Source organism: Brevibacterium sp. Marseille-P9724, from assembly GCF_902500275.1.
In the GTDB taxonomy this organism is placed as follows: Bacteria; Actinomycetota; Actinomycetes; order Actinomycetales; family Brevibacteriaceae; genus Brevibacterium.
Genome location: NZ_LR722994.1, coordinates 42,946 through 64,889, shown reverse-complemented (window position 1 = coordinate 64,889; position 21,944 = coordinate 42,946). Strand labels below are relative to the sequence as shown.

Annotated in this window: 18 protein-coding genes; 13 read left to right on the top strand and 5 right to left on the bottom strand. The window is 61.8% G+C overall.

Features of this window, described 5'->3' with window-relative positions:
• The first annotated feature begins 96 nt into the window (after nucleotides 1-96).
• The 10 genes from ftsZ (at nucleotide 97) to nrdR (ending at nucleotide 10,776) form a co-directional block, all read left to right on the top strand.
• Complete coding sequence (gene ftsZ / locus GC119_RS07340) at nucleotides 97-1,269, top strand: cell division protein FtsZ (protein ID WP_070572323.1); 1,173 nt, start codon at nucleotides 97-99, stop codon at nucleotides 1,267-1,269.
• 52 nt (nucleotides 1,270-1,321) lie between these two features.
• A complete protein-coding gene (locus tag GC119_RS07335; RefSeq protein ID WP_226829352.1) occupies nucleotides 1,322-2,026 on the top strand; it encodes a polyphenol oxidase family protein in 705 nt (234 codons plus the stop codon).
• 75 nt (nucleotides 2,027-2,101) lie between these two features.
• Complete coding sequence (locus GC119_RS07330) at nucleotides 2,102-2,593, top strand: cell division protein SepF (protein WP_070572326.1); 492 nt, start codon at nucleotides 2,102-2,104, stop codon at nucleotides 2,591-2,593.
• A gap of 73 nt (nucleotides 2,594-2,666) precedes the next feature.
• Nucleotides 2,667-2,966, top strand: a complete 300-nt coding sequence (locus GC119_RS07325; RefSeq protein WP_083304014.1) for a YggT family protein — start codon at nucleotides 2,667-2,669, stop codon at nucleotides 2,964-2,966.
• A 153-nt stretch (nucleotides 2,967-3,119) separates the two neighbouring features.
• Nucleotides 3,120-3,833, top strand: a complete 714-nt coding sequence (locus tag GC119_RS07320) for a DivIVA domain-containing protein (protein WP_070572328.1) — start codon at nucleotides 3,120-3,122, stop codon at nucleotides 3,831-3,833.
• 82 nt (nucleotides 3,834-3,915) lie between these two features.
• On the top strand, nucleotides 3,916-4,419 hold the full coding sequence (locus tag GC119_RS07315; protein ID WP_151952795.1) for a signal peptidase II: 504 nt from the start codon (nucleotides 3,916-3,918) through the stop codon (nucleotides 4,417-4,419).
• Nucleotides 4,412-5,344 carry an RluA family pseudouridine synthase gene (locus GC119_RS07310; RefSeq protein ID WP_070572331.1) on the top strand — a complete coding sequence of 311 codons (933 nt, stop codon included), beginning with the start codon at nucleotides 4,412-4,414 and terminating at the stop codon, nucleotides 5,342-5,344. Before GC119_RS07315 ends, GC119_RS07310 begins: the two co-directional genes overlap by 8 nt.
• Nucleotides 5,345-5,402: 58 nt before the next feature.
• Entirely contained in the window at nucleotides 5,403-8,909 is a 3,507-nt protein-coding gene (dnaE, locus tag GC119_RS07305) for a DNA polymerase III subunit alpha (protein WP_070572972.1), read from the top strand.
• A gap of 80 nt (nucleotides 8,910-8,989) precedes the next feature.
• Nucleotides 8,990-10,303, top strand: a complete 1,314-nt coding sequence (gene hisD, locus GC119_RS07300) for a histidinol dehydrogenase (protein ID WP_141750115.1) — start codon at nucleotides 8,990-8,992, stop codon at nucleotides 10,301-10,303.
• Nucleotides 10,303-10,776, top strand: coding sequence for a transcriptional regulator NrdR (gene nrdR / locus GC119_RS07295; protein WP_070572332.1), 474 nt, complete (start codon nucleotides 10,303-10,305; stop codon nucleotides 10,774-10,776). Before hisD ends, nrdR begins: the two co-directional genes overlap by 1 nt.
• Before the next feature lie 140 nt (nucleotides 10,777-10,916).
• On the opposite strand, the gene GC119_RS07290 is transcribed toward nrdR, so the two are convergent.
• The 3 genes from GC119_RS07290 to GC119_RS10955 all read right to left on the bottom strand — a co-directional run bounded on the left by GC119_RS07290 (nucleotide 10,917) and on the right by GC119_RS10955 (nucleotide 14,784).
• A complete protein-coding gene (locus GC119_RS07290) occupies nucleotides 10,917-11,612 on the bottom strand; it encodes a hypothetical protein (protein WP_141750116.1) in 696 nt (231 codons plus the stop codon).
• Nucleotides 11,613-11,710: 98 nt separating this feature from the next.
• Nucleotides 11,711-13,909, bottom strand: coding sequence for a HelD family protein (locus tag GC119_RS07285; protein ID WP_083304017.1), 2,199 nt, complete (start codon nucleotides 13,907-13,909; stop codon nucleotides 11,711-11,713).
• Nucleotides 13,910-13,980: 71 nt separating this feature from the next.
• Entirely contained in the window at nucleotides 13,981-14,784 is an 804-nt protein-coding gene (locus tag GC119_RS10955) for a spermidine synthase (protein ID WP_070572338.1), read from the bottom strand.
• 117 nt (nucleotides 14,785-14,901) lie between these two features.
• Between GC119_RS10955 and GC119_RS10950 the strand changes: the two genes are divergently transcribed.
• Nucleotides 14,902-15,984, top strand: a complete 1,083-nt coding sequence (locus GC119_RS10950) for a DUF4192 family protein (RefSeq protein ID WP_070572339.1) — start codon at nucleotides 14,902-14,904, stop codon at nucleotides 15,982-15,984.
• Between the two features lie 186 nt (nucleotides 15,985-16,170).
• Nucleotides 16,171-17,886, top strand: coding sequence for an RNA polymerase sigma factor (locus GC119_RS07275; RefSeq protein WP_070572341.1), 1,716 nt, complete (start codon nucleotides 16,171-16,173; stop codon nucleotides 17,884-17,886).
• A 105-nt stretch (nucleotides 17,887-17,991) separates the two neighbouring features.
• Here the strand turns inward: GC119_RS07275 and GC119_RS07270 are convergent, their stop codons facing one another.
• Both GC119_RS07270 and GC119_RS07265 read right to left on the bottom strand, forming a co-directional pair.
• Nucleotides 17,992-18,762 carry a hypothetical protein gene (locus tag GC119_RS07270; RefSeq protein WP_070572343.1) on the bottom strand — a complete coding sequence of 257 codons (771 nt, stop codon included), beginning with the start codon at nucleotides 18,760-18,762 and terminating at the stop codon, nucleotides 17,992-17,994.
• A 31-nt stretch (nucleotides 18,763-18,793) separates the two neighbouring features.
• Nucleotides 18,794-19,588 carry an N-acetylmuramoyl-L-alanine amidase gene (locus GC119_RS07265; protein WP_151952794.1) on the bottom strand — a complete coding sequence of 265 codons (795 nt, stop codon included), beginning with the start codon at nucleotides 19,586-19,588 and terminating at the stop codon, nucleotides 18,794-18,796.
• Nucleotides 19,589-19,689: 101 nt separating this feature from the next.
• On the opposite strand from GC119_RS07265, the gene GC119_RS07260 reads away from it, so the two are divergent.
• On the top strand, nucleotides 19,690-21,801 hold the full coding sequence (locus GC119_RS07260) for a DNA gyrase/topoisomerase IV subunit B (protein ID WP_083304018.1): 2,112 nt from the start codon (nucleotides 19,690-19,692) through the stop codon (nucleotides 21,799-21,801).
• Nucleotides 21,802-21,944 lie beyond the last annotated feature (143 nt).

The following is a 21,944-nucleotide window of genomic DNA, read 5'->3' as shown; positions in this document are numbered from 1 at the left end:
AAGACACACCGCGCAGGTGGTTGCACACACATACCGCCTTTAATACCGTTCTGACGAAGACCATTATCGGCATCGACCGCTGAAAGAGGAATCGACTTGGCTGAATACCCCAATTCCGGAGCTGAGATCAAAGTTGCCGGTACCGGCGGTGGTGGTGTCAACGCCGTACAGCGTATGATCGACGCCGGTCTGCGCGGAGTAGAGTTCATCGCGATCAACACCGATGCCCAGGCCCTCGTCCTGTCCGAAGCAGACACCAAAATCGAAATCGGCCGTGAACTCACTCGCGGCCTCGGCGCCGGTGCCGATCCCGAAATCGGCAAACGCGCCGCCGAAGACTCGGAAGACGCCATCAAGGAGGCGCTCGAGGGTGCAGACATGGTCTTCGTCACCGCTGGCGAAGGCGGCGGCACCGGAACGGGTGCCGCTCCCGTCGTTGCGCGCATTGCGCGCAGCCTGGGTGCGCTGACGATCGGGGTTGTCACACGGCCCTTCACCTTTGAGGGGCGCCGCCGTTCGGAACAGGCAGAAGCCGGAATTGCCACGCTGCGCGAAGAAGTCGACACCCTCATCGTCATTCCGAATGACCGACTGCTGTCGATTTCCGACAAAAACGTCACAATCGTCGAAGCCTTCAACGCAGCAGACGAAGTCCTGCGCTCCGGTGTTCAGGGGATCACTGACCTCATTTCGACTCCCGGCTACATCAACCTCGACTTCGCTGACGTCAAGTCGGTTATGCAGGACGCAGGAACGGCACTCATGGGAATCGGCTCTGCCGTAGGAGAAGACCGTGCGATTCAAGCGTCGGAAGCTGCGATCTCGTCGCCGCTTCTGGAAGCCAGCATTGACGGTGCACACGGCGTGCTCATGCTCGTCCAGGGAGGCGAAGACCTCGGGCTGTTCGAAGTCAACGAAGCCGCCCGCCTGGTTCAGGAAGCGGCTCACCCGGAAGCGAACATCATCTTCGGCAATGTCATCGATTCAGCTCTCGGCGACGAAGTCCGCGTGACGGTCATCGCCGCAGGCTTTGACCCAACGCCCAAGGCTGAACGCGAAAGCCAGCCGCTGACTGCGGCAACTCCCGCAGCACAGACAGCTGCCGCACCGCAGGCGGCTGCGGCCACGCAGGCTGCGCGCGAAGACAGCCCGGCCCCGGAAGCCCCGGAGGTCGAAGCTGAACAGAAGAGCGATATCCCACAGGAACTGCCGGATGAGCGCGATGACTTCGGCGGCGACTCGCTCGACATTCCCTCCTTCCTGAAGTAGCGCCGTGCTGCAGGCCAGACACGTTCACAGCGGTTTGGCGGGGAAAGCTCACGTGGCTTTCACCGACCGTTGGGGCGGCTACAGCTTCGGGAGCTTCAATTCGCTCAACCTGGGCCGTTCGGTGGGAGACGACGACACGCTTGTTGATGCGAACCGCTCCGCCCTCGCTGCCGTTCTGTCTCTTTCGGCTGACAAGATCAGCTTTGTCAGCCAGGTTCACGGTGCCGATGTGCACCACGTGCAGACCGATGACGACATAGGCCTCGGACCGCAGGCGGACGCACAGATTACTGGCCGGCCCGGTGTTGGCCTGGCAATCCTCACCGCCGACTGCGTTCCGGTTGCACTCACTGCGCCGGATACCGGTCATGTGGGTGTTGTGCACGCCGGGCGTCGCGGAATGCTCGCCGGTGCTGCAGTTCAGGCGGCCGAAGAAATGCGTGCGGCCGGTGCGAAAAGAATCTCCGCATACATCGGTCCGTCCATCTGCCCGCGGTGCTATGAAGTCCCTGAAAGTATGCGGGAAGAAGCCATGGAGATTTGCCCGGTGTCCGGAGCGGTGTCTGCGGTCGGAACGGCTGCTGTTGACGTGTCCGGCGGTGTGGCTCACCAGTTGGCGAAGGCCGGTGTCGAAATCGCAGAGTTTTCGCGGACGTGCACATACGAATCTGCCGATCTCTTCTCTTATCGACGCGAGCAGATCACGGGGCGCACCGCAGTAGTGGCTTGGTTTGAACCAAGCGGCGACACGCCCTAGCAGGTCGGGATCTTTCCGCCTTTCGTGCTGTAGTTTCGTTAAGAGAGCTTCCCCCGGACGGCACCAGGAGGTCCCGTGTCTACTCTTAAGAAGATCGGCAACTACTTCGGCTTCGGCGAAGAAGGCTACGAGGACGGCTACGCGCCAGAAGAAGTGCGTGCTGAACAGCCAGAAGAGGTGCCGGAAACACCAACCATCGTTCCGAGTGAGCCTGAACCTGCGCCGGCGCAGGTCACTCCCATCCGCGCCTCCGTGCGCCCGGTAGAAACGGCGGCCCCCTCGACCATGTCTCGCATTCAGACTATTCATCCCCGTTCGTACAACGATGCCAAAATCATCGGAACCACTTTCCGTGAAGGCGTGCCGATCATCATGAACCTCTCCGCCATGGACGAAGCAAACTCCAAGCGGCTCGTCGACTTCTCCGCGGGTCTGATCTTCGGCCTGCGCGGATCCATCGAAAAGGTCACGAACTCGGTGTTTCTTCTCACACCTGAGAACATTGAAGTGACTGCAGAGGCAGACGGCGAAGAAGACTCCCAGGCAAGCTTCTTCAACCAGAGCTGAGCGAACCGACCGGGTACTCTAAGGGGGCGGCGGGACAACCATCCGTCGTCTTCTTCCTTCGAAAGGGCTGAGAGTGGGCTATCCATTCATCATCGTCGGCATGGTGCTCAACCTGTACGTGTACGTGCTCATCGCCCGTGTGATCCTCGATCTCATCCAGGTTTTCAGCCGAGACTGGCGACCTCAGGGCTTCATGCTCGCGGCGGCTGAAATCATCTACACGCTGACCGATCCGCCGGTGAAGGCGGTGCGCAAGGTGATTCCCCCGCTGCGCTTGGGCGGAATCGCCCTTGACCTCGGCTTCATCGTCGTTTTCATAGCGGTGCAGGTTGTGGCCGGGATCCTAATACGATTCGGTTACAGCATGCTGTGAGCGTGCTTTTCCGCACTCAGTTGTTTCTCAGAATCCGACACTTTCGATAGCACGAGTTGGCATTCGAAAAGACAAAACGCCCCGCTGTGGTCTAAAGTGTTATCTAAATCGTTCATCGATGTAGCAACTGTAATCTCGATAAAAGGTGGGCTCATGGCGCTTACGCCTGAAGACGTAGTTAACAAGCGGTTCCAGCACGTTAAGTTCCGTGAAGGTTACGACCAGGACGAGGTCGACGACTTCCTCGACGAGGTCGTTGTCGAGCTGCGCCGTCTGTACACCGAAAACGACGACCTCCGTCAGAAGCTTTCGGCTGCTGAAGCCAAGGTCGAAGATCTCGAGTCGAAGAAGGCGTCCTCGCCTGCCCCGGCTGGAACCTCCAAGGCCGACAACGCTCCGGTGGACCTTTCCGCGACCGCTCCGTTCAATCCCAAACAACTCGGTGGTTCCGCTCCTATTGGAGCTCCCTCCGCCGTATCGAGCTCGTCCGGCTCTTCCGCCGCACGCAGCTCGCGCAGCGGAGACCAGGACGCTCACGGCCTGATCGCCCTTGCCCAGCGCGTCCACGACGAACACGTTGCTGAAGGTGAGCGCACCCGCGACAGAATCATCGGCGAAGCCGAAAAGAAGTCCCACGAAATCCTTTCGGCTGCCGAAAAGAAGCGCGACGACACACTCAGCCAGCTGGAGGGCCAGAAGGCTTCGCTCGAACGCGAAATCGACGGTCTGCAGAACTTCGAGCGCCAGTACCGCACCCGCCTCAAGAGCTACCTGTCGGATCAGCTGCGCGACCTCGAAAGCTCGGGCACGCTCGCACCGGAAACCCTTTCGGGCAACAAGGTGGGCGGAAACCCGAACTCGCTCTGATATCCCATATGACAGAGGCGGCCATCAGAAGATGGCCGCCTCTGCTTGTATCCAGTCCATTCGACCAGCTTCCAGGAGAACAGTGACTCGACGCTCCGCACGCCTGCTGCTGGCAGGCATCGCAGCTTTGGCCTTTGCCCTCGACCAAGCGACTAAGGCTATCGCCGTCACAGCTCTCGAAGGCCAGCCGCGGATAGCTGTGTTCGGCGACCTTGCCGGCTTTGTCTTCCTGCGCAATCCCGGGGCGGCGTTCGGGCTCGGGGCCTCAAGCACGTGGATCTTCACCGCAATTGCCGTTGCCGTGTTCTTTGCGATTTTGGTGGCTGCTCGCCGTCTGAGCTCACCGCTGTGGGCATTGGGGCTGGGACTCCTTCAAGGCGGTCTGCTGGGAAACCTCTTCGACCGCCTGTTTCGACCGCCGGGCGTCTTCCACGGCGCGGTTGTCGACTTCATCGACCTGCACTTCTTTGTGTGCAATGTAGCCGATATAGCGATCACGGCTGCAGCGGTCATCCTCATGCTGGCGGCCCTGAAAGGCACTCCGCTTGACGCTTCGCAGGCTCAATCGCAGGAGAACCATGACTGAGCGCTCATTCCTCATCCCCGAAGGCCTTGACGGCGAACGCATCGACGCTGCGCTGTCGAGGCTTCTGGGGCTCTCGCGGTCAAAAGCCGCCCAGATTGCCGCTGAAGGGGGCGTCCACATTGACGGGACCCGGGCTCAGAAGTCGTCGCGCGTAGCCGGCGGGGCACGGGTCGACGTCGTCATGCCCGAACCTGAACAGCCGCTGCGCATCGTCGCCGACCCCGTGCCCGGCATGAAGATCCTCTATGAAGATCCTGCCATCATCGTGGTCGATAAGCCGATCGGCGTTGCAGCCCACGCGGCAGCGGGGTGGTCGGGTCCTACTGTCATCGGGGGGCTTGCCGCGGCCGGCCATAGAATCGCCACGAGCGGAGCTGCCGAGCGCCAGGGAATCGTGCATCGGCTGGACGTCGGCACATCGGGAGTCATGGTTGTCGCCAAAGGTGAGCATGCCTACTCCGTTCTCAAACGGGCATTCAAACAGCGGGAAGTCGACAAGACCTACCACGCACTTGTTCAGGGACTGCCGGATCCGGTGGTGGGAACAATCGAAGCGTCTATCGGACGGCACCCGCGGCGCGACGGCCTCTACGCCGTGCGCTCCGAAGGCAAACACGCCGTCACCCATTACACCCTGCTGGAAGCATTCCGATCGGCCAGCCTGCTCGAAGTCGATTTGGAAACCGGCCGCACGCACCAGATTCGCGTGCACATGTCCGCCACGAAGCACCCGTGCTGCGGAGATCTTCCCTACGGGGCTGATCCCGTATTGGCCGACCGGCTCGGGCTTGAGCGGCAATGGCTGCACGCCGTGCGGCTGGGGTTCGTGCACCCCGAGTCCGGTGAGTACGTAGAATTCGAATCTCAGTACCCGGCTGATTTGCAGAACGCGCTCGACCACCTGCGCGCTGCTGCCGGCGAGTAAGGAGAGCAGATCCGTGGCTGACAGCTTTTCGCACCTGCACGTTCACACCGAATACTCGATGCTCGACGGGGCCGCCCGCCTCGGCGACCTCATGCAGGCCGTCAAAGCCAGTGGAATGGATTCGATTGCAATCACCGACCACGGGTACTTGTTCGGTGCCTTCGACTTCTACTCTCAGGCCGTGGCCAACGGAATCAAGCCGATCATCGGCTTGGAAGCATATGTGACACCGGGAACCTCCCGGCATGACAAAACCCGAGTGAAGTGGCGGGCCGACGAATCCCAGCGCGGTGACGACGTATCCGGTGGAGGCGCGTACACCCATATGACGATGTGGGCTCGCGACAACCGGGGAATGTCGAACCTGTTCAAAGCCGCCTCCCTGGCTTCTCTTGACTCCGTTTTCGGCAAATGGCCCCGCTTGGACCGGGAACTGCTTGCGCAGCATTCGGAAGGCATTGTCGCCACAACCGGCTGCCCGTCGGGCGAAGTGCAGACGCGCCTGCGCCTCGGCCAGTTCGACGAAGCCCTTGCAGCCGCCGGAGAGTTTCAGGAAATCTTCGGCAAAGAGAACTTCTTCTGCGAAATCATGGACCACGGGCTCAGCATTGAAAAGCGCGTGTCCAAAGACCTGTTGGAAATCGCCAAGCGCCTCGACCTGCCGCTTGTGGCAACCAACGACCTCCACTACACCCACGAATCGGACGCCAAAGCTCACGAAGCGCTCCTGGCCATCCAATCGGGATCGAAGCTCATCGAACCGACCTACGACCAGGGCGGTTCGCGCTTTGCCTTCTCCGGCACCGGCTATTACCTGAAGTCCGCCGCGGAAATGCGGGCCCTTTTCAAAGAAATGCCGGAAGCCTGCGACAATACTCTGCGCATTGCCGAAATGTGCGATGTGTCCTTTGACACGAATGCAAACTTCATGCCGAAGTTCCCCACCCCCGACGGCGAAGACGAAGAGTCCTGGCTGTACAAGGAAGTCGATAAGGGGCTGCACTACCGCTTCCCCGACGGGATACCCGACGATGTGCGCAAGCAGGCTGACTACGAACTGGACATCATCGCCAATATGGGCTTCCCGGGCTACTTCCTCGTGGTCGCCGACTTCATCAACTGGGCGAAGGACAACGGCATTCGCGTGGGCCCCGGCCGCGGTTCCGGCGCTGGGTCGATGGTCGCCTACGCCCTGCGCATCACCGACCTCAATCCGCTAGAGCACGGTCTGATCTTCGAGCGCTTCCTTAATCCCGACCGCGTTTCGATGCCCGACTTCGATGTCGACTTCGACGACCGTCGACGCGGTGAGGTCATTGAATACGTGACCCGCAAATACGGCTCCGAATACGTTTCGATGATCGTGACGTTCGGAACCATCAAAACCAAACAGGCGCTGAAAGACTCCGCCCGGGTGCTCGGCAAGCCGTTCTCGCTGGGGGAGCGGCTGACAAAGGAACTGCCGCCGGCGGTCATGGCCAAGGACATTCCCCTGGCCGATATCGAAAACCCCAAGGCGGCTCGCTACGGGGAGGCCGGGGACTTCCGCACCTTCATCGAAAACGATCCGGAAGCACGCGAAGTCTTCGACACCGCGTTGGGCCTGGAAGGCCTGAAACGGCAGTGGGGAGTGCACGCCGCGGGTGTCATCATGTCCTCGGCGCCGATTATCAACGTCATCCCGATCATGCGCCGCATCCAAGACGGCCAGGTCATCACGCAGTTCGACTATCCGACGGCCGAAGGCCTCGGGCTGATCAAGATGGACTTCTTGGGGCTGCGGAACCTGACGATCATCTCCGACGCGATTGAGAACATCAAGGTCAACCGCGACTTCGACCTCGATCTGGAAACCCTCGAACTGGAAGACCAAGCGACCTATGAGCTGCTGGCCCGCGGTGACACGCTCGGGGTGTTCCAGCTCGACGGCGGGGGACTGCAGGGTCTTCTGAGGCTGATGAGGCCGGACAACTTCGAAGACATTTCGGCAACCCTGGCGCTCTACCGACCGGGGCCGATGGGCGCTGACTCGCACACAAACTACGCCAAGCGCAAAAACGGCCTGCAGCCGATCACACCCATCCACCCGGAGCTTGCCGAACCGCTGGCGGAGATTCTCGACACAACCTACGGCCTGATCATCTACCAGGAACAGGTCATGGCGATCGCGCAGAAGGTCGCAGGCTATTCCCTCGGCCAGGCCGATATTCTACGCCGCGCAATGGGCAAAAAGAAAAAGGCTGAACTGGATGCCCAACAGGAGGGCTTCTTCGGGGGTATGAAGGAGCGCGGCTATTCAAAGGAAGCCGCTCAGGCGCTTTGGGACATTCTGCTGCCATTCTCAGACTACGCGTTCAACAAGGCACACTCCGCCGCCTACGGCCTGGTGTCCTACTGGACGGCCTACCTCAAAGCGCACTATCCGGCTGAATACATGGCGGCCCTCCTGACCTCGGTTGCCGACAACAAGGACAAACTGGCCCTCTACCTCAACGAGTGTCGAAAGATGCACATCACCGTGCTGCCGCCGGACGTCAACGAATCGCAGCTGAACTTCACCCCGGTCGGCGATGATATTCGCTTCGGCATGGGTGCGGTGCGCAATGTGGGCGACAACGTTGTCGACGGGATTGTCAGCGCCCGCGCCGAAAAAGGCGATTTCGGGTCGTTCTCAGACTTTCTGGAGAAAGTGCCCTCACACGTGTGCAACAAGCGCACGGTGGAATCGCTCATCAAATCCGGTGCCTTTGATTCGCTGGGCGAAACTCGGCGCGCCCTGGTGGAAATCCACGAAGAGGCCGTCGACTCGGTCATCGGCGTCAAACGGCAGGAGGCTGTCGGCCAGTTCGATCTGTTTGCCGGTTTGGGCGAAGGCGAGGGGGCGGAGTTCTCAGTTCCCGTGCCCGATAGACCCGAATGGGACAAGAAGGAAAAGCTCGCCTTTGAACGCGAAATGATCGGCCTGTACGTGTCCGATCACCCGCTCAACGGGCTGGAGGGAGTGTTGGCAAGTGAAGCCGACACATCGATTGTTCAGCTGCTCGACCCTGAAAGCCACGTGCGCGATGGTTCGAGTGTGACAGTGTGCGGCATCATCACGCAGGTGCAGCGCAAAGTATCGAAGAACTCCGGCAAGCCCTATGCCATCGTCACGGTGGAGGACCTTGAGGCGAGCCTGGAAATCATGTTCTTCGGCGATGTCTACGAGCCGGTTGCCTCGCTGCTGGCAATCGACCTGGTGGTGACGATCACCGGCCGAGTCCGTCAGTCGGATGACAGGCCGACGTCACTCATGGCTCAGTCGATGACGATTCCAGACGTCACCGATCCCGAAGACCGCCCGCTGGTGCTCAGCGTTGCCCACTCGATGCTGAGCGAACAGCTGGTCACCCAGCTAGGCGACATCCTGCGGTCAAACCGCGGAGCCACCGAGGTCCGGCTTGCCGTCAAACAGCCGGGACGGACAACCCTCATGCGTTTGGACAGTTCGTGCAGTGTGACCAGCGGCCCCAGCCTTTTCGGTGACCTCAAAGCCCTCTTGGGCCCGCGCTGTCTGCAGGGCTGACCTGCCCGCGCCGGGGCACGGCCTTGTCGGACGGGCGGGTGCAGCACAGTCTGCTCCGCTGGGCTCCGTAGACTAACGGTGTGACTGAACTTCTTCGCCGCATCGATCTGCGCAACACCGACATGGACCGCCGTACCCTCCGCACCGCGGTGCCGCGAGCACACGCGGGCTTTTCCCACGCCGCGGGTGCGGCCGCCGAGGTGCTTGCCGATGTGCGTGAGCGCGGGCGTGAAGCAGTTGTTGACCTCACCCATCGTTTTGACGGTGTGAAGCTGGAGAACCTACGTGTTCCCGAGGCCGAACTGAAGAAGGCCTACGACCAACTTCCGGCGGACGTCGAAGAGGCTCTGGGAGAAGCGCGCACGCGTCTGGCCCGCGTGTCAGAAGGACAGCTGCCGTCGGACAGCACCCAGACCTTTGCCCACGGCGGCACCGTCACCAGCAGGTGGCAGCCGGTTGAGCGGGTGGGTCTCTATGTTCCCGGCGGTCTGGCCGCCTATCCGTCAACAGTCCTGATGAACGCGGTGCCCGCTTTGACCGCGGGCGTGAAGTCGATGGCCATTGCCTCACCGCCCGGCCCGGACGGTCTGCCAAACCGCACGGTTATGGCGGCCGCTCATCTGCTTGGGGTTTCCGAAGTGTGGGCGATGGGCGGCGCACAGGCAATCGGTGCTTTCGCCTACGGATTCTCCGATGGCGAAGACCTCGAGCCGGTGGACCTCATCACGGGTCCGGGCAATGCTTTTGTGGCTGCCGCCAAGGCAGAAGTCCGGGATGTTGTGGGCATTGACGCTGTTGCCGGTCCCACCGAGATCATTGTGGTGGCGCTGAGCGGTTCGCGCCCCGAGTTTGCAGCCGCAGACCTGCTGAGTCAAGCTGAGCACGATCCTCTCGCCGCGTCTGTTCTGGTGACCGACAGCGAAGACATTGCCGATGCAGTTGATCTGGCCCTGGCTGAACAGACAGCGCAGACTCCGCACCGCGAGCGCGTTGAGCAGGCACTCAGAGGCGAACAGTCCGGCACCATTCTGGTTTCCTCACAGGACGATGCGATCGCCGTAGCGAATGCCTATGCGGGCGAGCACGTTGAAGTCCACGGAGACAACGCCGAAGAAGCAGCCCGCGGGATCGTCAACGGCGGTTCGGTGTTCATCGGCGACTATTCGCCCGTGGCACTGGGGGACTACTGTTCCGGTTCGAACCATGTGCTTCCCACCGTCGGTTCGGCTGCTTTTGCTTCCGCTTTGGGCACTATGTCGTTTATGAAGGGCAGTCAGGTGATCAGCTACTCGAAAGAAGCGCTGAAGGCCGTCGCCGGTCACATCAGTGCGTTCAGCGCAGTGGAAGACCTTCCCGCGCACGGCGCTGCCGTGCAGATTCGCATGGAGGACTGATGCACTGTCCTTTCTGTCGCAACGCAGATTCGCGCGTTGTGGATTCGCGCACTGCCGAAGACGGCGCGTCGATCCGCAGACGCAGGCAGTGCACCGCCTGCGGGCGCCGCTTCACCACGATGGAAGCCACCAGCCTGTCGGTCATCAAACGTTCGGGCGTGACCGAGGAGTTCTCTCGCTCCAAAGTGATCTCGGGCGTGCGCAAGGCCTGCCAAGGGCGTCCTGTTGAAGAAGACGATCTGGCCAAGCTCGCCCAGACCGTCGAAGAAGCCATTCGCGCTCGCGGTGTAGCCGAAATCGATGCGGACGAAGTGGGGCTGACCATTCTGGCTCCGCTGCGTGAGCTCGATCAGGTGGCATACCTGCGGTTTGCCAGTGTGTACCAGGGCTTTGAAAGCCTTGAAGACTTTGAAGACGCTATTGAATCGCTGCGTGCAGAACGCGACGAACGGACAGCGGGCAAAGAACTCTGATGGCGATTTGCACACTGGGCAGCCCCTGTGCTTAAAATAAAGGCACACACTTAAGTGTGGTCGCAACAGGCGGCATCGGAGGGGAAGCCGGTGCCGCCTGTTTCTATTCTCCTTGCATTCAGACAGCGCCTGACCAGCCTCTACAAAAGCAGGGCCGGTGCGCAGACTGTGTGGGAAGTTGGCGTACCCAACAGCTTCAGGCCCATGTGCGTCCACCGTCTTTCAACGGCGGATTCAGACCAGCCCGCCAGGGCAGCGGTCATAGCCAGAAGGTCGAGGTATTCGCTGTAGAGGCGCGACGAGATCGCAGCCCCGGCACAGTTGAGGGCGCGCAGTATCCGGCCGTCGAGGATCATGGGCTTGTCGGCTGTTTCCAAAGACCATTCCGGTTGAGAGAAATAGGCGAGCTTGGTGAAAGTCGAAGGTCCGACGAACGGCACCGCACTGTGCCACAGCGCAAAGGATTCGGCGGCTGTGAGCCCGCGCCCGCGATCGATCAGATCGGCAAGAACTTCGCCGAAACCGCTTACTGCCGGTGCACGGCACGCCCGGTAGACGCTGCGTGCCTGTGTGCCGCTGCCGTAGGCGGCTGTCGCGGCGAAGAACTTCACAGCGTCTTCGGCTGTGCTGGCCCTGCGGCCGAGCGCAAACAGCTGACCGCGTGTAATGCGCGCTCTGCTGTTCCAGCCGTCGGAGTGCAGCACAGTGGGCAGAGGGCAGTCCTGCGGCCACCACCGGGCGAAGTGCTGAGGACAGAATTCAATGGCGTCGGTGGATTCGCTGCCGTGGGGAGAACCCAGTTCGCGGCAGAGTTCCACAGGTGATGGAAATGACATGATGGCCTCGTTTCTGCTGCTCGTGCCAACACTCTTGCAGAAGGCACTGACACAGCGAGACCACAGCGGTCTGCACCGGCTGGTTCTGCCCGCTGTTCCTACAGCCAGGCGGTGACGAGCGAATCCCGACTTTCAAATACTCCGAGGCGCGCTGTGGCACGCGTGAGTGCCACGTAGAGATCGCCGACGGCAGCCGAATCGCCCGCAGCTGCGAAATCCGCCGGTTCGACGAGGGCAACCGCATCGAATTCCAGGCCCTTCGCTTGGTGGGGCTGCAGCAGTGCGACGGGAAAGTCAATGCCGGACGTGCCGATGCCGAACTGGGAGCCGTCGGCGTCCAAAGTCCGTGCCGCTTCGCGCAGCTGGGCTGCCGTGCCGATGACCGCGGCCCGGCCCCCTCCGAGCTCACGCAGCTGTTCAGCCGCCCAAACAGCGGCAGTTGAGGGCACCTCGTCAGAAGACAGTCGAGCAACCGTGGGCGCAGCGTCACCATCGCGAACCGGTGTCGGCACTTCGAGGTTGGGGAAGTGCGTGCGCAGAAGCGCATTTGCCGGTTCCAGAATTGCCGCGGGAGTGCGATAGGACACTGTCAGTTCGGTCAGTGACAGGCGCGATCCCACGTGGGGAGCGAGAACACCCTCCCACGTGCGCGCCGTGTCCGTCAGACTGGCCTGGGCGAGGTCGCCGACGATCGTGGCAGATTTGCTCGGCACTCGCCTGAACAGCAGCCGCAGCTGCATGGGGCTGAGCTCTTGGGCTTCGTCGACTACCAGATGCCCGTACGTCCACTCACGGTCTTCGGCTGCCCGTTCCGCCAGGGGACGGTGATCGCCGCCGTCGGCAAAGCGCTGGGCAAGCAGTTCGGCTGACACGAAGTCCGAAGTGCCCATCATGTCGTTGACCGCCTGCGCGTATTCCGTTTCTGCACCTGCACGCGGGCGAGCGGCAGCTGAGCCCAGCAGCTCCTCGAGCTCGTCGAGCAGCGGAATGTCCTCCACCGTTATGGGCTCGTCTTTGCCGCGGCGCAGGCGAGCCATTTCCTCATACGACAGCAGTCCGTCGGCAGCGGCTACGAGCTTCGCCGGCTTCGTGTACAGATCGCTCAGCACGCGGCCGGCACTGACGGGCAGCCAACACAGGTTGATGGCCCGGCGCACATCCGCTGACATGCGCAGATCGGCCATGTGGTGGCCGCGCGGATCATCCATCCCCGACAGGGGTGAACTCTGCAGAAGCTGTTCGACGAGCTCGTCGAGGATCTGCTGGGCAAAGGCGTCGCGTGCTTCGTTGTGAGGCTTGCCCGAACGCTGGGCCCGCTTGATGGCCTGGCGCACGGACTTGCGCTTGAGGGTGACGCGCTGAAAGCCGACGGCGAGTTCTTGGTCTTCTGCCGGAACCCTCTCGTAGCCGCGGACAGCCCTTTTGATGACATCGACCATCCGCAGACTGCCCTTGACCGCGGCGGTCTTCGGGCCGTCATGCAGTTGGGCTTCAAAGCCCGGCAGCAGTTGGCCCGGGGTGAGAAGAACAGCGCCGGTTTCGCCGAGGCTCGGCAGCACCTTTTCAATGTATTTGAGGAACACGGGTGTGGGGCCGACGATGAGCACGCCGGAACCGGCGATCTTGGTGCGCTGCCGGTACAGAAGGTAGGCGGCCCGGTGCAGGGCGACAGCGGTCTTGCCGGTGCCGGGGCCGCCTTGGACGACCACCGTTTCGTCCGCCGGGCGGCGAATGATCTGGTCCTGCTCAGCCTGAATTGTGGCCACGATGTCGCCCATGCGCCCCGTGCGGTGGCTTTCGAGCGCGGCCATGAGTGCCCCCTCGCCGTGCAGGTCATCGCGTTCGGCGGCTGTTAGTCCGTCGATGTCGAGGACGTCGTCTTCCAGTCCGATGACGGCGCGCCCGCGGGTGGCGATGTGCCTCCTGCGGATGACACCTGCGGGGTTGGCCGCGGTAGCCCGGTAGAACGGTTCGGAGGCCGGTGCTCGCCAGTCCATGAGCAGCTGGCTCTGGTCGGAGTCGGAAATGCCGATCCGCCCGATGTAGGTGGTCTTGTTCTCAGCCATGTCGAGCCGCCCGAAGCACAGGCCGGTTTCGGCTTCGCGCAGCCGCAGCAGCTGGTCTTCGTACATGGTGGCGAAGGCATCGCGTTCGGAGCGGTTCTGGTGGTTGCCGCCGACCTTGGATGCGCGAACGGTGCTGAGTTTGCTGCGCGCTTCTTCGCGCAGGCTGTCCAGGCGATCGTAGACGCGAGAGACATATGTCTGCTCCCGCTGGATTTCGCTGTTTTCCTGCACCCTTCTCCCTCCGATCGGCATTCAATTATGCCGTGGCTTCGCCCGCGTACGCGCACTGGGGGTAGTGGGTTTCAGCGGCCGGTGAAAGCTGTCAGCTGTGTTCCCTCCAAGACGCGGGCAATTGCCGGCCCTCCGCGCAGTGCGCGGGCCACAGTGCCGGGTTCGGGCGGGGTGTGTGCGGCTATTGCGACGGCGTTGCCGTAGCGGCGACCGCGCATATTGCCCGGATCGATTGCCATGCCGACATAGGCAAATGACTGCTGCAGCAGCCGCAGTTCGTCTTTGAGCCGCTCATGAGGTGGAGCTGCCGCAATGTTGACCAGGAAGGTCCCGCTGGGCGCCAGAACGTGTGCGCACTGGTCGAAGAAATCCCGTGTCGCCAAAGGCGGGGGAGTTATGCTCCCGGCAAAGGCGTCGCGGACGAGCACGTCGAGGCTGCTGGGGCGGAACGACCGGATTTCGAGTGCGCCGTCACCTGCGCGAAGAGCCAGCCGCGGCTTCTTCGGCAGATCAAACCACTCGCGGACGTATTTCAGCAGGGTCGCGTCGATGTCGATGGCGGTCTGCCTCGATCCGGGGCAGTGGGCATCAATCCAGCGGGGAAGACTGCACCCGCCTGCACCGATGTGGACCGCCCGGAGGGGTGTTCCGCGGCCGTCGGCGTCATCGTGGCGCACGCGGATGATTCTGGACATCCAATCGAGGTATTCGAAATCCAATCGCAGGGGGTCAGAGAGCGCGATGCAGGACGAAGGCACCCCGTTGATCCACAGGACAAAGGAATCGGGTTCGCCGGCGACGGGCTCGAGGACAGCCGTGCCCGTATCGATGTGAACTTCGCGCTCGCGCTCAGCGGTTCGTCGTTGTCTGCCCATGCTGCCAGTCTAGGAAGGACCTCACTCGGGTTCTCCGGCTTGTGCACAACCAGGCTGCTTTCCACAGTCCACGAGAGCGTGTTGGCAGCTCGGACGTTCCGGGAAAACACTTCTCGCATGAAGAAGATCACCATCAGAACACCAGAAGACATTGTTGAAACCGCGGTTGACACGCTGGGCTACAGGCCGGAGAACTCACTGGTCCTGCTGGGCATTATGGACCCCGGTGCCGGTGAAGGCCCCGGCTTGGGCGTACTCCGCATCGACTACAGCACAGCAGTCGCCATGGGCTTCGCCGATGGGGCTGCCGGCGATGTGCTGGACCTCGTTCGAGGTCTCGGTGACGTGAAAACCGTGCTCCCGGCCGTTTTCTGCTCCGACCTCCACGACATTCTGGGCTTCGCCGGGCCTATAGAAGCACAGTCGTGGAAGGTGCACCGGGATGGCATCTACGCGGTGTGCGATCAGCTTGCTGACTCCGGCTTCGACGTGGGGCGTCCCGTCTGGGCTGCCGCCGATCTCTGCGGGGATTTCGCCTCGCCACGGAACGTGCACCGGTGCAGGCGAGAAAAGACTCGGCCGGCGGGCTTGGCAGAAGCGGCAGCGCTGCCCACGCCGGATTCTGAAATCGTACGGGCGAAAGAACTCCTCGGAACGCCGGCCGCAGCGTTCGCGGCTCTGGCCGATTCCCTGGCACAAGCCGAACACCTGCACATGGGTGGTGCCTCGCCAAACGTGTGTGCGGGTGCGCTGTCGCCGCAAGCACTCAATGCCGCCGATGCCATGCTCGCCAATCCGCGGCGGCGCGATCTGCTTATGCTCCTCATGGCGTTTCAAAACCCCGGTCTGCAGCCTGCCGAACTGCCAGAAGAATGTGATGAGCACACGGAGAGGATGCTGCTTGAAGAGTTTGTCCGGCCTGAGTACATGAACGAGTGTGTAGGCTACAGCGAAGCTCTTCCCGATATGAGTCGGCTTGAGCTGGGGTGTGAACTCATGAAGACAATTGCGGCTTATGCCGCGAGCGGAGCGCTGCCGGATGCACTCGCAGTTCTTGCCTGGTTGGAATGGGTGAGGGGGCGCCTGTCGTTCTCGGACTACTACGCTTCGGCGGCTCTTCACCTGGATCCGGAACACTCCCTGGCTCGACTTCAGGCAGCGGCGGCCGAACAGGCAGTGCTTCCCGGATGGCTGCGATAAGAGGCACGTGGTGGGGCCGATTGGGTCTGAGCGGAATACCGTGAGAAGATAAAGCGTTGACCCGGCAGGTCTCACTAACCGGTCGCCGCATGTGCAAGAAGCGGCAAGCCGAATGTGAAGACTTGACTTGGGTCTTACTAGTGCCATGAAGACTCAGGGCACCGCAGACGCAGTGAAAGGTGAACCGTGCCGACCGCATCCAAGGACTCCACGAAGACCAGCGCAGACGACTCGGCTGCAAAGAAGACGACGGCGAAGAAGCCCGCGTCCAAGACCACCGCTGAAAAGAGCACCGCAACGACAGCGAAGTCGAAGGCGACGGGAACAAAGGCTGCCGCCGCGAAGTCCACCGCTGCGAAGAAGACAGCCGCAAAGTCGACGACAGCGGCTAAGTCGAGCACTGCCAAGAAGTCTGCGACTGCTGCGAAGAAGACAACCGCCGCCAAGTCCACCGCGGCCGCCAAAACGAGTGCTGCGAAGAAGACGACGACTGCTAAGTCCACGACCGCTGCGAAGAAGACGACGTCCGCGAAGTCCACCGCTGCGAAGTCTACGACGACGAAGAAGACAACCGCGGCTAAGTCGAGCACCGCCAAGAAGTCTGCAACTGCGGCCAAATCCACCACGACGAAGAAGGCCACGGCAGCCAAATCCGCCGCGGCTAAGAAATCCGCGGCAGCGGAAGCTGTAGAAGTCGAAGAAGCTCCTAAGAAGACAACCGCGAAGAAGACAGCCGCCAAGAAGCCGGCTGCAGCGGCTGCGGCAGAAAGGCCGACCCGCAAGAAGAAGGACGACGACCTCGTAGAGGACGTCGAAAGCCCGGAGAATCCCGAGAGCCCGGAGGAACCGGAAGAAGCCGACGACGCCGAATCGACGGAAACCCGCAACGCCGAAGAAGAGAAGAAAGACGAGGAAGTCAAAGAAGCAGGCGGCTTCGTCGTGTCGGATGCTGATGACGACGACCAGCCCACAGTGCAGGTCGTCAGCGCGGGCGCAACAGCCGACCCGGTCAAGGACTACCTCAAACAGATCGGCCGTGTGGCACTGCTCAACGCAGCGGAGGAAGTCGATCTGGCCAAGCGCATTGAAGCAGGCATGTACGCCGAGCACCTGCTCAACAGCGGAGAAGTCAAAGAAGCTCGCGACCAGCGCGACTACAAGTGGATCATCCACGACGGCCGCATTGCGAAGAACCACCTGCTCGAAGCCAACCTCCGCCTGGTTGTTTCGCTGGCCAAACGCTACACCGGCCGCGGCATGCTCTTCCTCGACCTCATCCAGGAAGGCAACCTCGGTCTGATCCGCGCGGTTGAGAAGTTCGACTACACGAAGGGCTTCAAGTTCTCGACCTACGCCACGTGGTGGATCCGCCAGGCGATCACCCGTGCCATGGCCGACCAGGCGCGCACCATCCGCATCCCCGTGCACATGGTCGAAGTCATCAACAAGCTCGCCCGCGTGCAGCGTCAGATGCTGCAGGACCTGGGTCGCGAACCCACCCCGGAAGAGCTCGCCAAGGAACTCGACATGACGCCCGAACGAGTCGTCGAAGTGCAGAAGTACGGCCGCGAACCCATTTCACTGCACACCCCGCTGGGCGAAGACGGCGATTCTGAGTTCGGTGACCTCATTGAAGATTCCGAAGCTGTCGTGCCGGCGGACTCTGTGAGCTTCACCCTGCTGCAGGAACAGCTCCATTCGGTTCTCGACACCCTGTCAGAACGCGAAGCCGGTGTTGTCTCCATGCGATTCGGGCTCAACGACGGCCAGCCGAAGACGCTTGACGAAATCGGCAAGGTCTACGGCGTGACCCGTGAGCGCATCCGCCAGATCGAATCGAAGACCATGGCCAAACTGCGCCATCCCTCGCGCTCTCAGGTGCTGCGCGACTACCTTGACTGATCTGCAGCCCTGCCGCTGAAACATGAGGCTCGGCCCCGTCAGACGGGGCCGAGCCTCATGTTTTGGCGAAAAACGGCAGGTTGAAAGCCAGCGACCGCACGGGCTTTACAGCCAGTTCGGCTCGATGACTCCGAAAGCCGCGTTGTGGGGGTCGATGAACTTTGCGATCTGCCCGCGCGGAGTGTCGGTCGGCTCGACCAGCAGCGCACCCCCGAGCGCAGGCACTTTCTGCGCAAAAACATCAACGTCTTCGACCATGTAGAACGCTTCCCAGTGAGATGGGATCTGCGTTCCGGAAAGGTCGACGACCGCGGCGGTCAAGTCAACATCGCCCGCCATTGTGAACACGTCGGCTTCTTCTTGAATAGTCGACGGGCCGGTGCTCCTGGCCCAGCCGAACACCTCGGAATAGAAATCTGCCTTGCCAGGGGAGTGGGTGTGCAGTTCGAAGTAGACGGCCGCACCGATTTCGCCCACTGTTCCCAAGCCGCGGGAATCGTCAAAAGTCAGCGCACCGAATGCTGTGCCGCCGGAGTCTGAGACGAGCGCTACCGATGCGGCGCCGTCGAATTCGGGCACGACAGTCATCGCCTGACCGCCGCCGGCATCGACGGCGGTGAGGAAAGTGTCGAGAGATTCGGCGCGAAAATACACAGACCAGAATCCGGGCTGGCCTGCTGGAGCCTGCGGCGGCTGAGGGCTGATGCCGGCTGCCGCGCGTCCCCGAAGCAGCGCCTGCGAGCCAAGACCCAAGGGGCCTGCGCCGCTGAACTCCCAGTCGAAGATTTCGCTGTAGAACTCTGTTGAAACATCCGACTGCGGAGAGCTGAGCTCCAACCAGACGGGCTGAGCAGAATGAGCAGTGTAGTCAGTCACTCCGTCATTGTCGCAGGTTCATTCCGATTGGTCAGCCGCGACCCTTGAAGTAGTCCGCAAGGCCCGCGACGAGACCATCTGCGTAGCGTTTGCGTCCGGAGTCGGTCTTCATGATCTTCGATTCTTCCGGGTTGCGCATTTCGCCAAGCTCCATCAGCACGGCCGGGACGGTGGCGTGATTGAGACCGCCGAGGTCTTTGCGCTCCATAACGGTGTTTTTGCCGTAGCTGGGGTTAGCGCGGAAGTCCGCGCCCTTCAGGCCCTTGACGAGGCTGCCGGCGAGCTTCTTCGACTCGGCGTGCTTGCGGTCCGGGGCGATGACGGCGCCGAAGCCGAAGGGCTTTGTGCTGTCGGAGCCGTTGGCGTGGATGCTGACGAGCACGTCCGCTTCGGCGGCGAACTTGCCCCGCTCATCAACGCAGGGCCCGATGCCCTTGTCGTCTTTGCGCGACATGATGACGCGCGCACCGCTGTCCTCGAGCGCGGTGCGCAGGTGTTCGGCCACCTTCCAGGCGAACTCGTGTTCCGGGAAGCCGTCTGATGTGGTGGTTCCGGTGGTGTTGCACGCTTTTGTGCCGCCTCGCCCGTCATCGACCTGTCGGGAGATCTTGGAGGCGTTCTTCATATTGCCGCCGTTGTGGCCGGGGTCGACCGCGATCGTGGTCCCCGCCAGTGCTTGGGCGTCTTCGTCTGGTGTCGGGCTCGACTGCGCTCTGTTAGAGCCTGCCGGTGCTGACGAGGTGTCGGAACCGGGCGTGCTGCCGGCACAGCCGGTCAGAAGCACAGCGCAGAGTGCGGCTGCAAGAGCGGGGGAGCGCAGAAGCATAGGAACATTGAAGCACACACCGAACGTGACAGCGCGGCGGGCAAATCCGCAGGCTTTTGCATGCGGCACCCTACAATGGCAGGGCACTGAAGGGAAAGGACGTGGAAGTGGCAGCCAAGGCAGAGTACGGCGCACAGCAGCTCCAGGTGTTGGAGGGGCTCGATGCGGTCCGCAAGCGGCCCGGTATGTACATCGGCTCCACTGATTCGCGCGGTCTCATGCACTGCCTGTGGGAGATCATCGACAATTCCGTTGACGAGGCTCTGGCCGGCTACGGCGACGAGATCACCGTGACTCTCTACCCGGACGGCTCGGTTGCAGTGGACGACCGGGCTCGCGGCATTCCCGTCGACGTCGAACCGAAATCGGGTCTGACCGGTGTTGAGCTGGTCATGACGAAGCTGCACGCCGGCGGAAAATTCGGTGGCGGTTCCTATGCGGCAGTCGGCGGTCTGCACGGAGTCGGCGGTGCTGTCGTCAATGCGCTGTCGGAGCGAATGGACGTCGAAGTCACACGCGCCTCTAAAGTTCACCGTCTGTCATTCCGCCGCGGTCGGCCCGGACGTTTTGCCGATGACGGCGCTGCCAGCCCGGAGAATCCGTTCACCGAGAACAAACCCGGCGAAAAGCTCGAGATCATAGGCAAGGCAAAAAGGGGTGTGACCGGTACGCGGGTTCGCTATTGGGCTGATCCGCAGATCTTCCTCAAGGACGCTGACTTCGAATACGACAAACTCGTTGACCGTGCACGGCAGACGGCGTTCCTCGTTCCGGGGCTGAAGATCACGATTGTCGATGAACGCGGTGTCGCGCGCGACGAAGCCGGGGAGGTCATAGAACACCGAAAGGAGGAGTTCCGCTATGACGGCGGGATCTCCGCTTTCGCAGAGCACCTTGCTCTGGACCCTGCGGTCACTGATGTGTGGCGATTCAGCGGCAAGGGCGACTTCACGGAAACCGTCCCGGTTCTTGATGAGACGGGACATATGGTGTCAACCGATGTTGACCGCGAAGTCGACGTTGACATAGCCGTGCGCTGGGGGACCGGTTTCGACACCCGGATCAAGAGCTTCGTCAACATCATCTCCACCCCGAAGGGCGGCACTCACCAGACGGGTTTTGAAGCCGGTCTGGTGAAGACAGTCCGCAAGGCCGTCGAAGCCAATGCCCGCAAGCTCAAGGTCGGCAAGGACAAACTCGACAAGGACGATGTCTTAGCCGGGCTGACGGCCGTCGTGACAGTCAAACTGGCCGAACCGCAGTTTGAGGGACAGACAAAAGAGGTTCTGGGCACACCCGCGGTGCGTCAGATCGTGAGCAAAGTCGTAGAAGAAGGGCTGACCGACCGGCTTACGGCAAGCAAGCGGCAGGAGAAAGCGCAGGCCAATGCGCTTCTGGAAAAGGTCGTTGCGGAAATGAAATCGCGCATCTCCGCGCGTACTCACCGTGATAATCAGCGCCGCAAGAACGCGCTGGAGTCCTCGGCTCTTCCCGCCAAGCTCTACGACTGCCGCAACAGTGACCCTGCCGCCACAGAGCTGTTCATCGTCGAGGGTGATTCGGCAATGGGAACGGCCAAGGCTGCGCGGAACTCTGAGCATCAGGCGCTGTTTCCCATTCGCGGAAAGATCCTCAACGTGCAGAAGGCGAGTGTCTCGGACATGCTGGCGAACGCTGAATGTGCAGCGCTGACTCAGGTCATCGGGGCCGGTTCGGGCCGCAGCTTTGACCTGGAGGCCGCTCGGTACGGCAAGGTCATCATCATGACCGATGCCGATGTTGATGGGGCTCACATCCGCACGCTGCTGCTGACGCTGTTCTTCCGCTACATGCGCCCTCTCGTTCAGGCCGGCCGGGTGTTCGCCGCGGTGCCTCCGCTGCACCGGATTGAGGTTGTCAATCGGGGCAAGGCCAATGATGTCATCTACACCTACTCCGAAGCAGAGCTTCACCGGGAACTGAAAAAGCTTGACCGGCGCGGCAAGACATACAAGTCCCCGCAGCGCTACAAGGGTCTGGGCGAAATGGATGCCGACCAGCTGGCGGAGACGACAATGGATCCTGCGCACCGGCTGCTGCGACGGGTGACCATGGACGATGCCGGTGCGGCAGAGACCACGTTCCATCTGCTCATGGGCTCCGAGGTTGCACCACGGCGCGAATTCATCGTCTCCGGCGCTGACGTCATGGATTCGGAGAAGATTGACGCCTGAGCAGCACGGCTGTCTGAATTCTGAGACACCCGTGACCATGCATGTTCAGCGTGCTCACAGAGCGACCCCCGGCGGTAGGCTGAGCTTCGCAAAATCACTGACCGGTTCGTCGTGGATACCTGGCGGACCAAACCGAATAGGAG

What these genes read in the sequence shown, in the direction of transcription:
- GC119_RS07320 (WP_070572328.1), top strand. Translation starts at nt 3,120, where the DNA reads ATGGCGCTTACGCCTGAAGACGTAGTTAACAAGCGGTTCCAGCACGTT.
- GC119_RS07310 (WP_070572331.1), top strand. Translation starts at nt 4,412, where the DNA reads ATGACTGAGCGCTCATTCCTCATCCCCGAAGGCCTTGACGGCGAACGC.
- dnaE (WP_070572972.1), top strand. Translation starts at nt 5,403, where the DNA reads ATGCTCGACGGGGCCGCCCGCCTCGGCGACCTCATGCAGGCCGTCAAA.
- nrdR (WP_070572332.1), top strand. Translation starts at nt 10,303, where the DNA reads ATGCACTGTCCTTTCTGTCGCAACGCAGATTCGCGCGTTGTGGATTCG.
- GC119_RS07290 (WP_141750116.1), bottom strand. Translation starts at nt 11,612, where the DNA reads ATGTCATTTCCATCACCTGTGGAACTCTGCCGCGAACTGGGTTCTCCC.
- GC119_RS10955 (WP_070572338.1), bottom strand. Translation starts at nt 14,784, where the DNA reads ATGGGCAGACAACGACGAACCGCTGAGCGCGAGCGCGAAGTTCACATC.
- GC119_RS10950 (WP_070572339.1), top strand. Translation starts at nt 14,902, where the DNA reads ATGAAGAAGATCACCATCAGAACACCAGAAGACATTGTTGAAACCGCG.
- GC119_RS07265 (WP_151952794.1), bottom strand. Translation starts at nt 19,588, where the DNA reads ATGCTTCTGCGCTCCCCCGCTCTTGCAGCCGCACTCTGCGCTGTGCTT.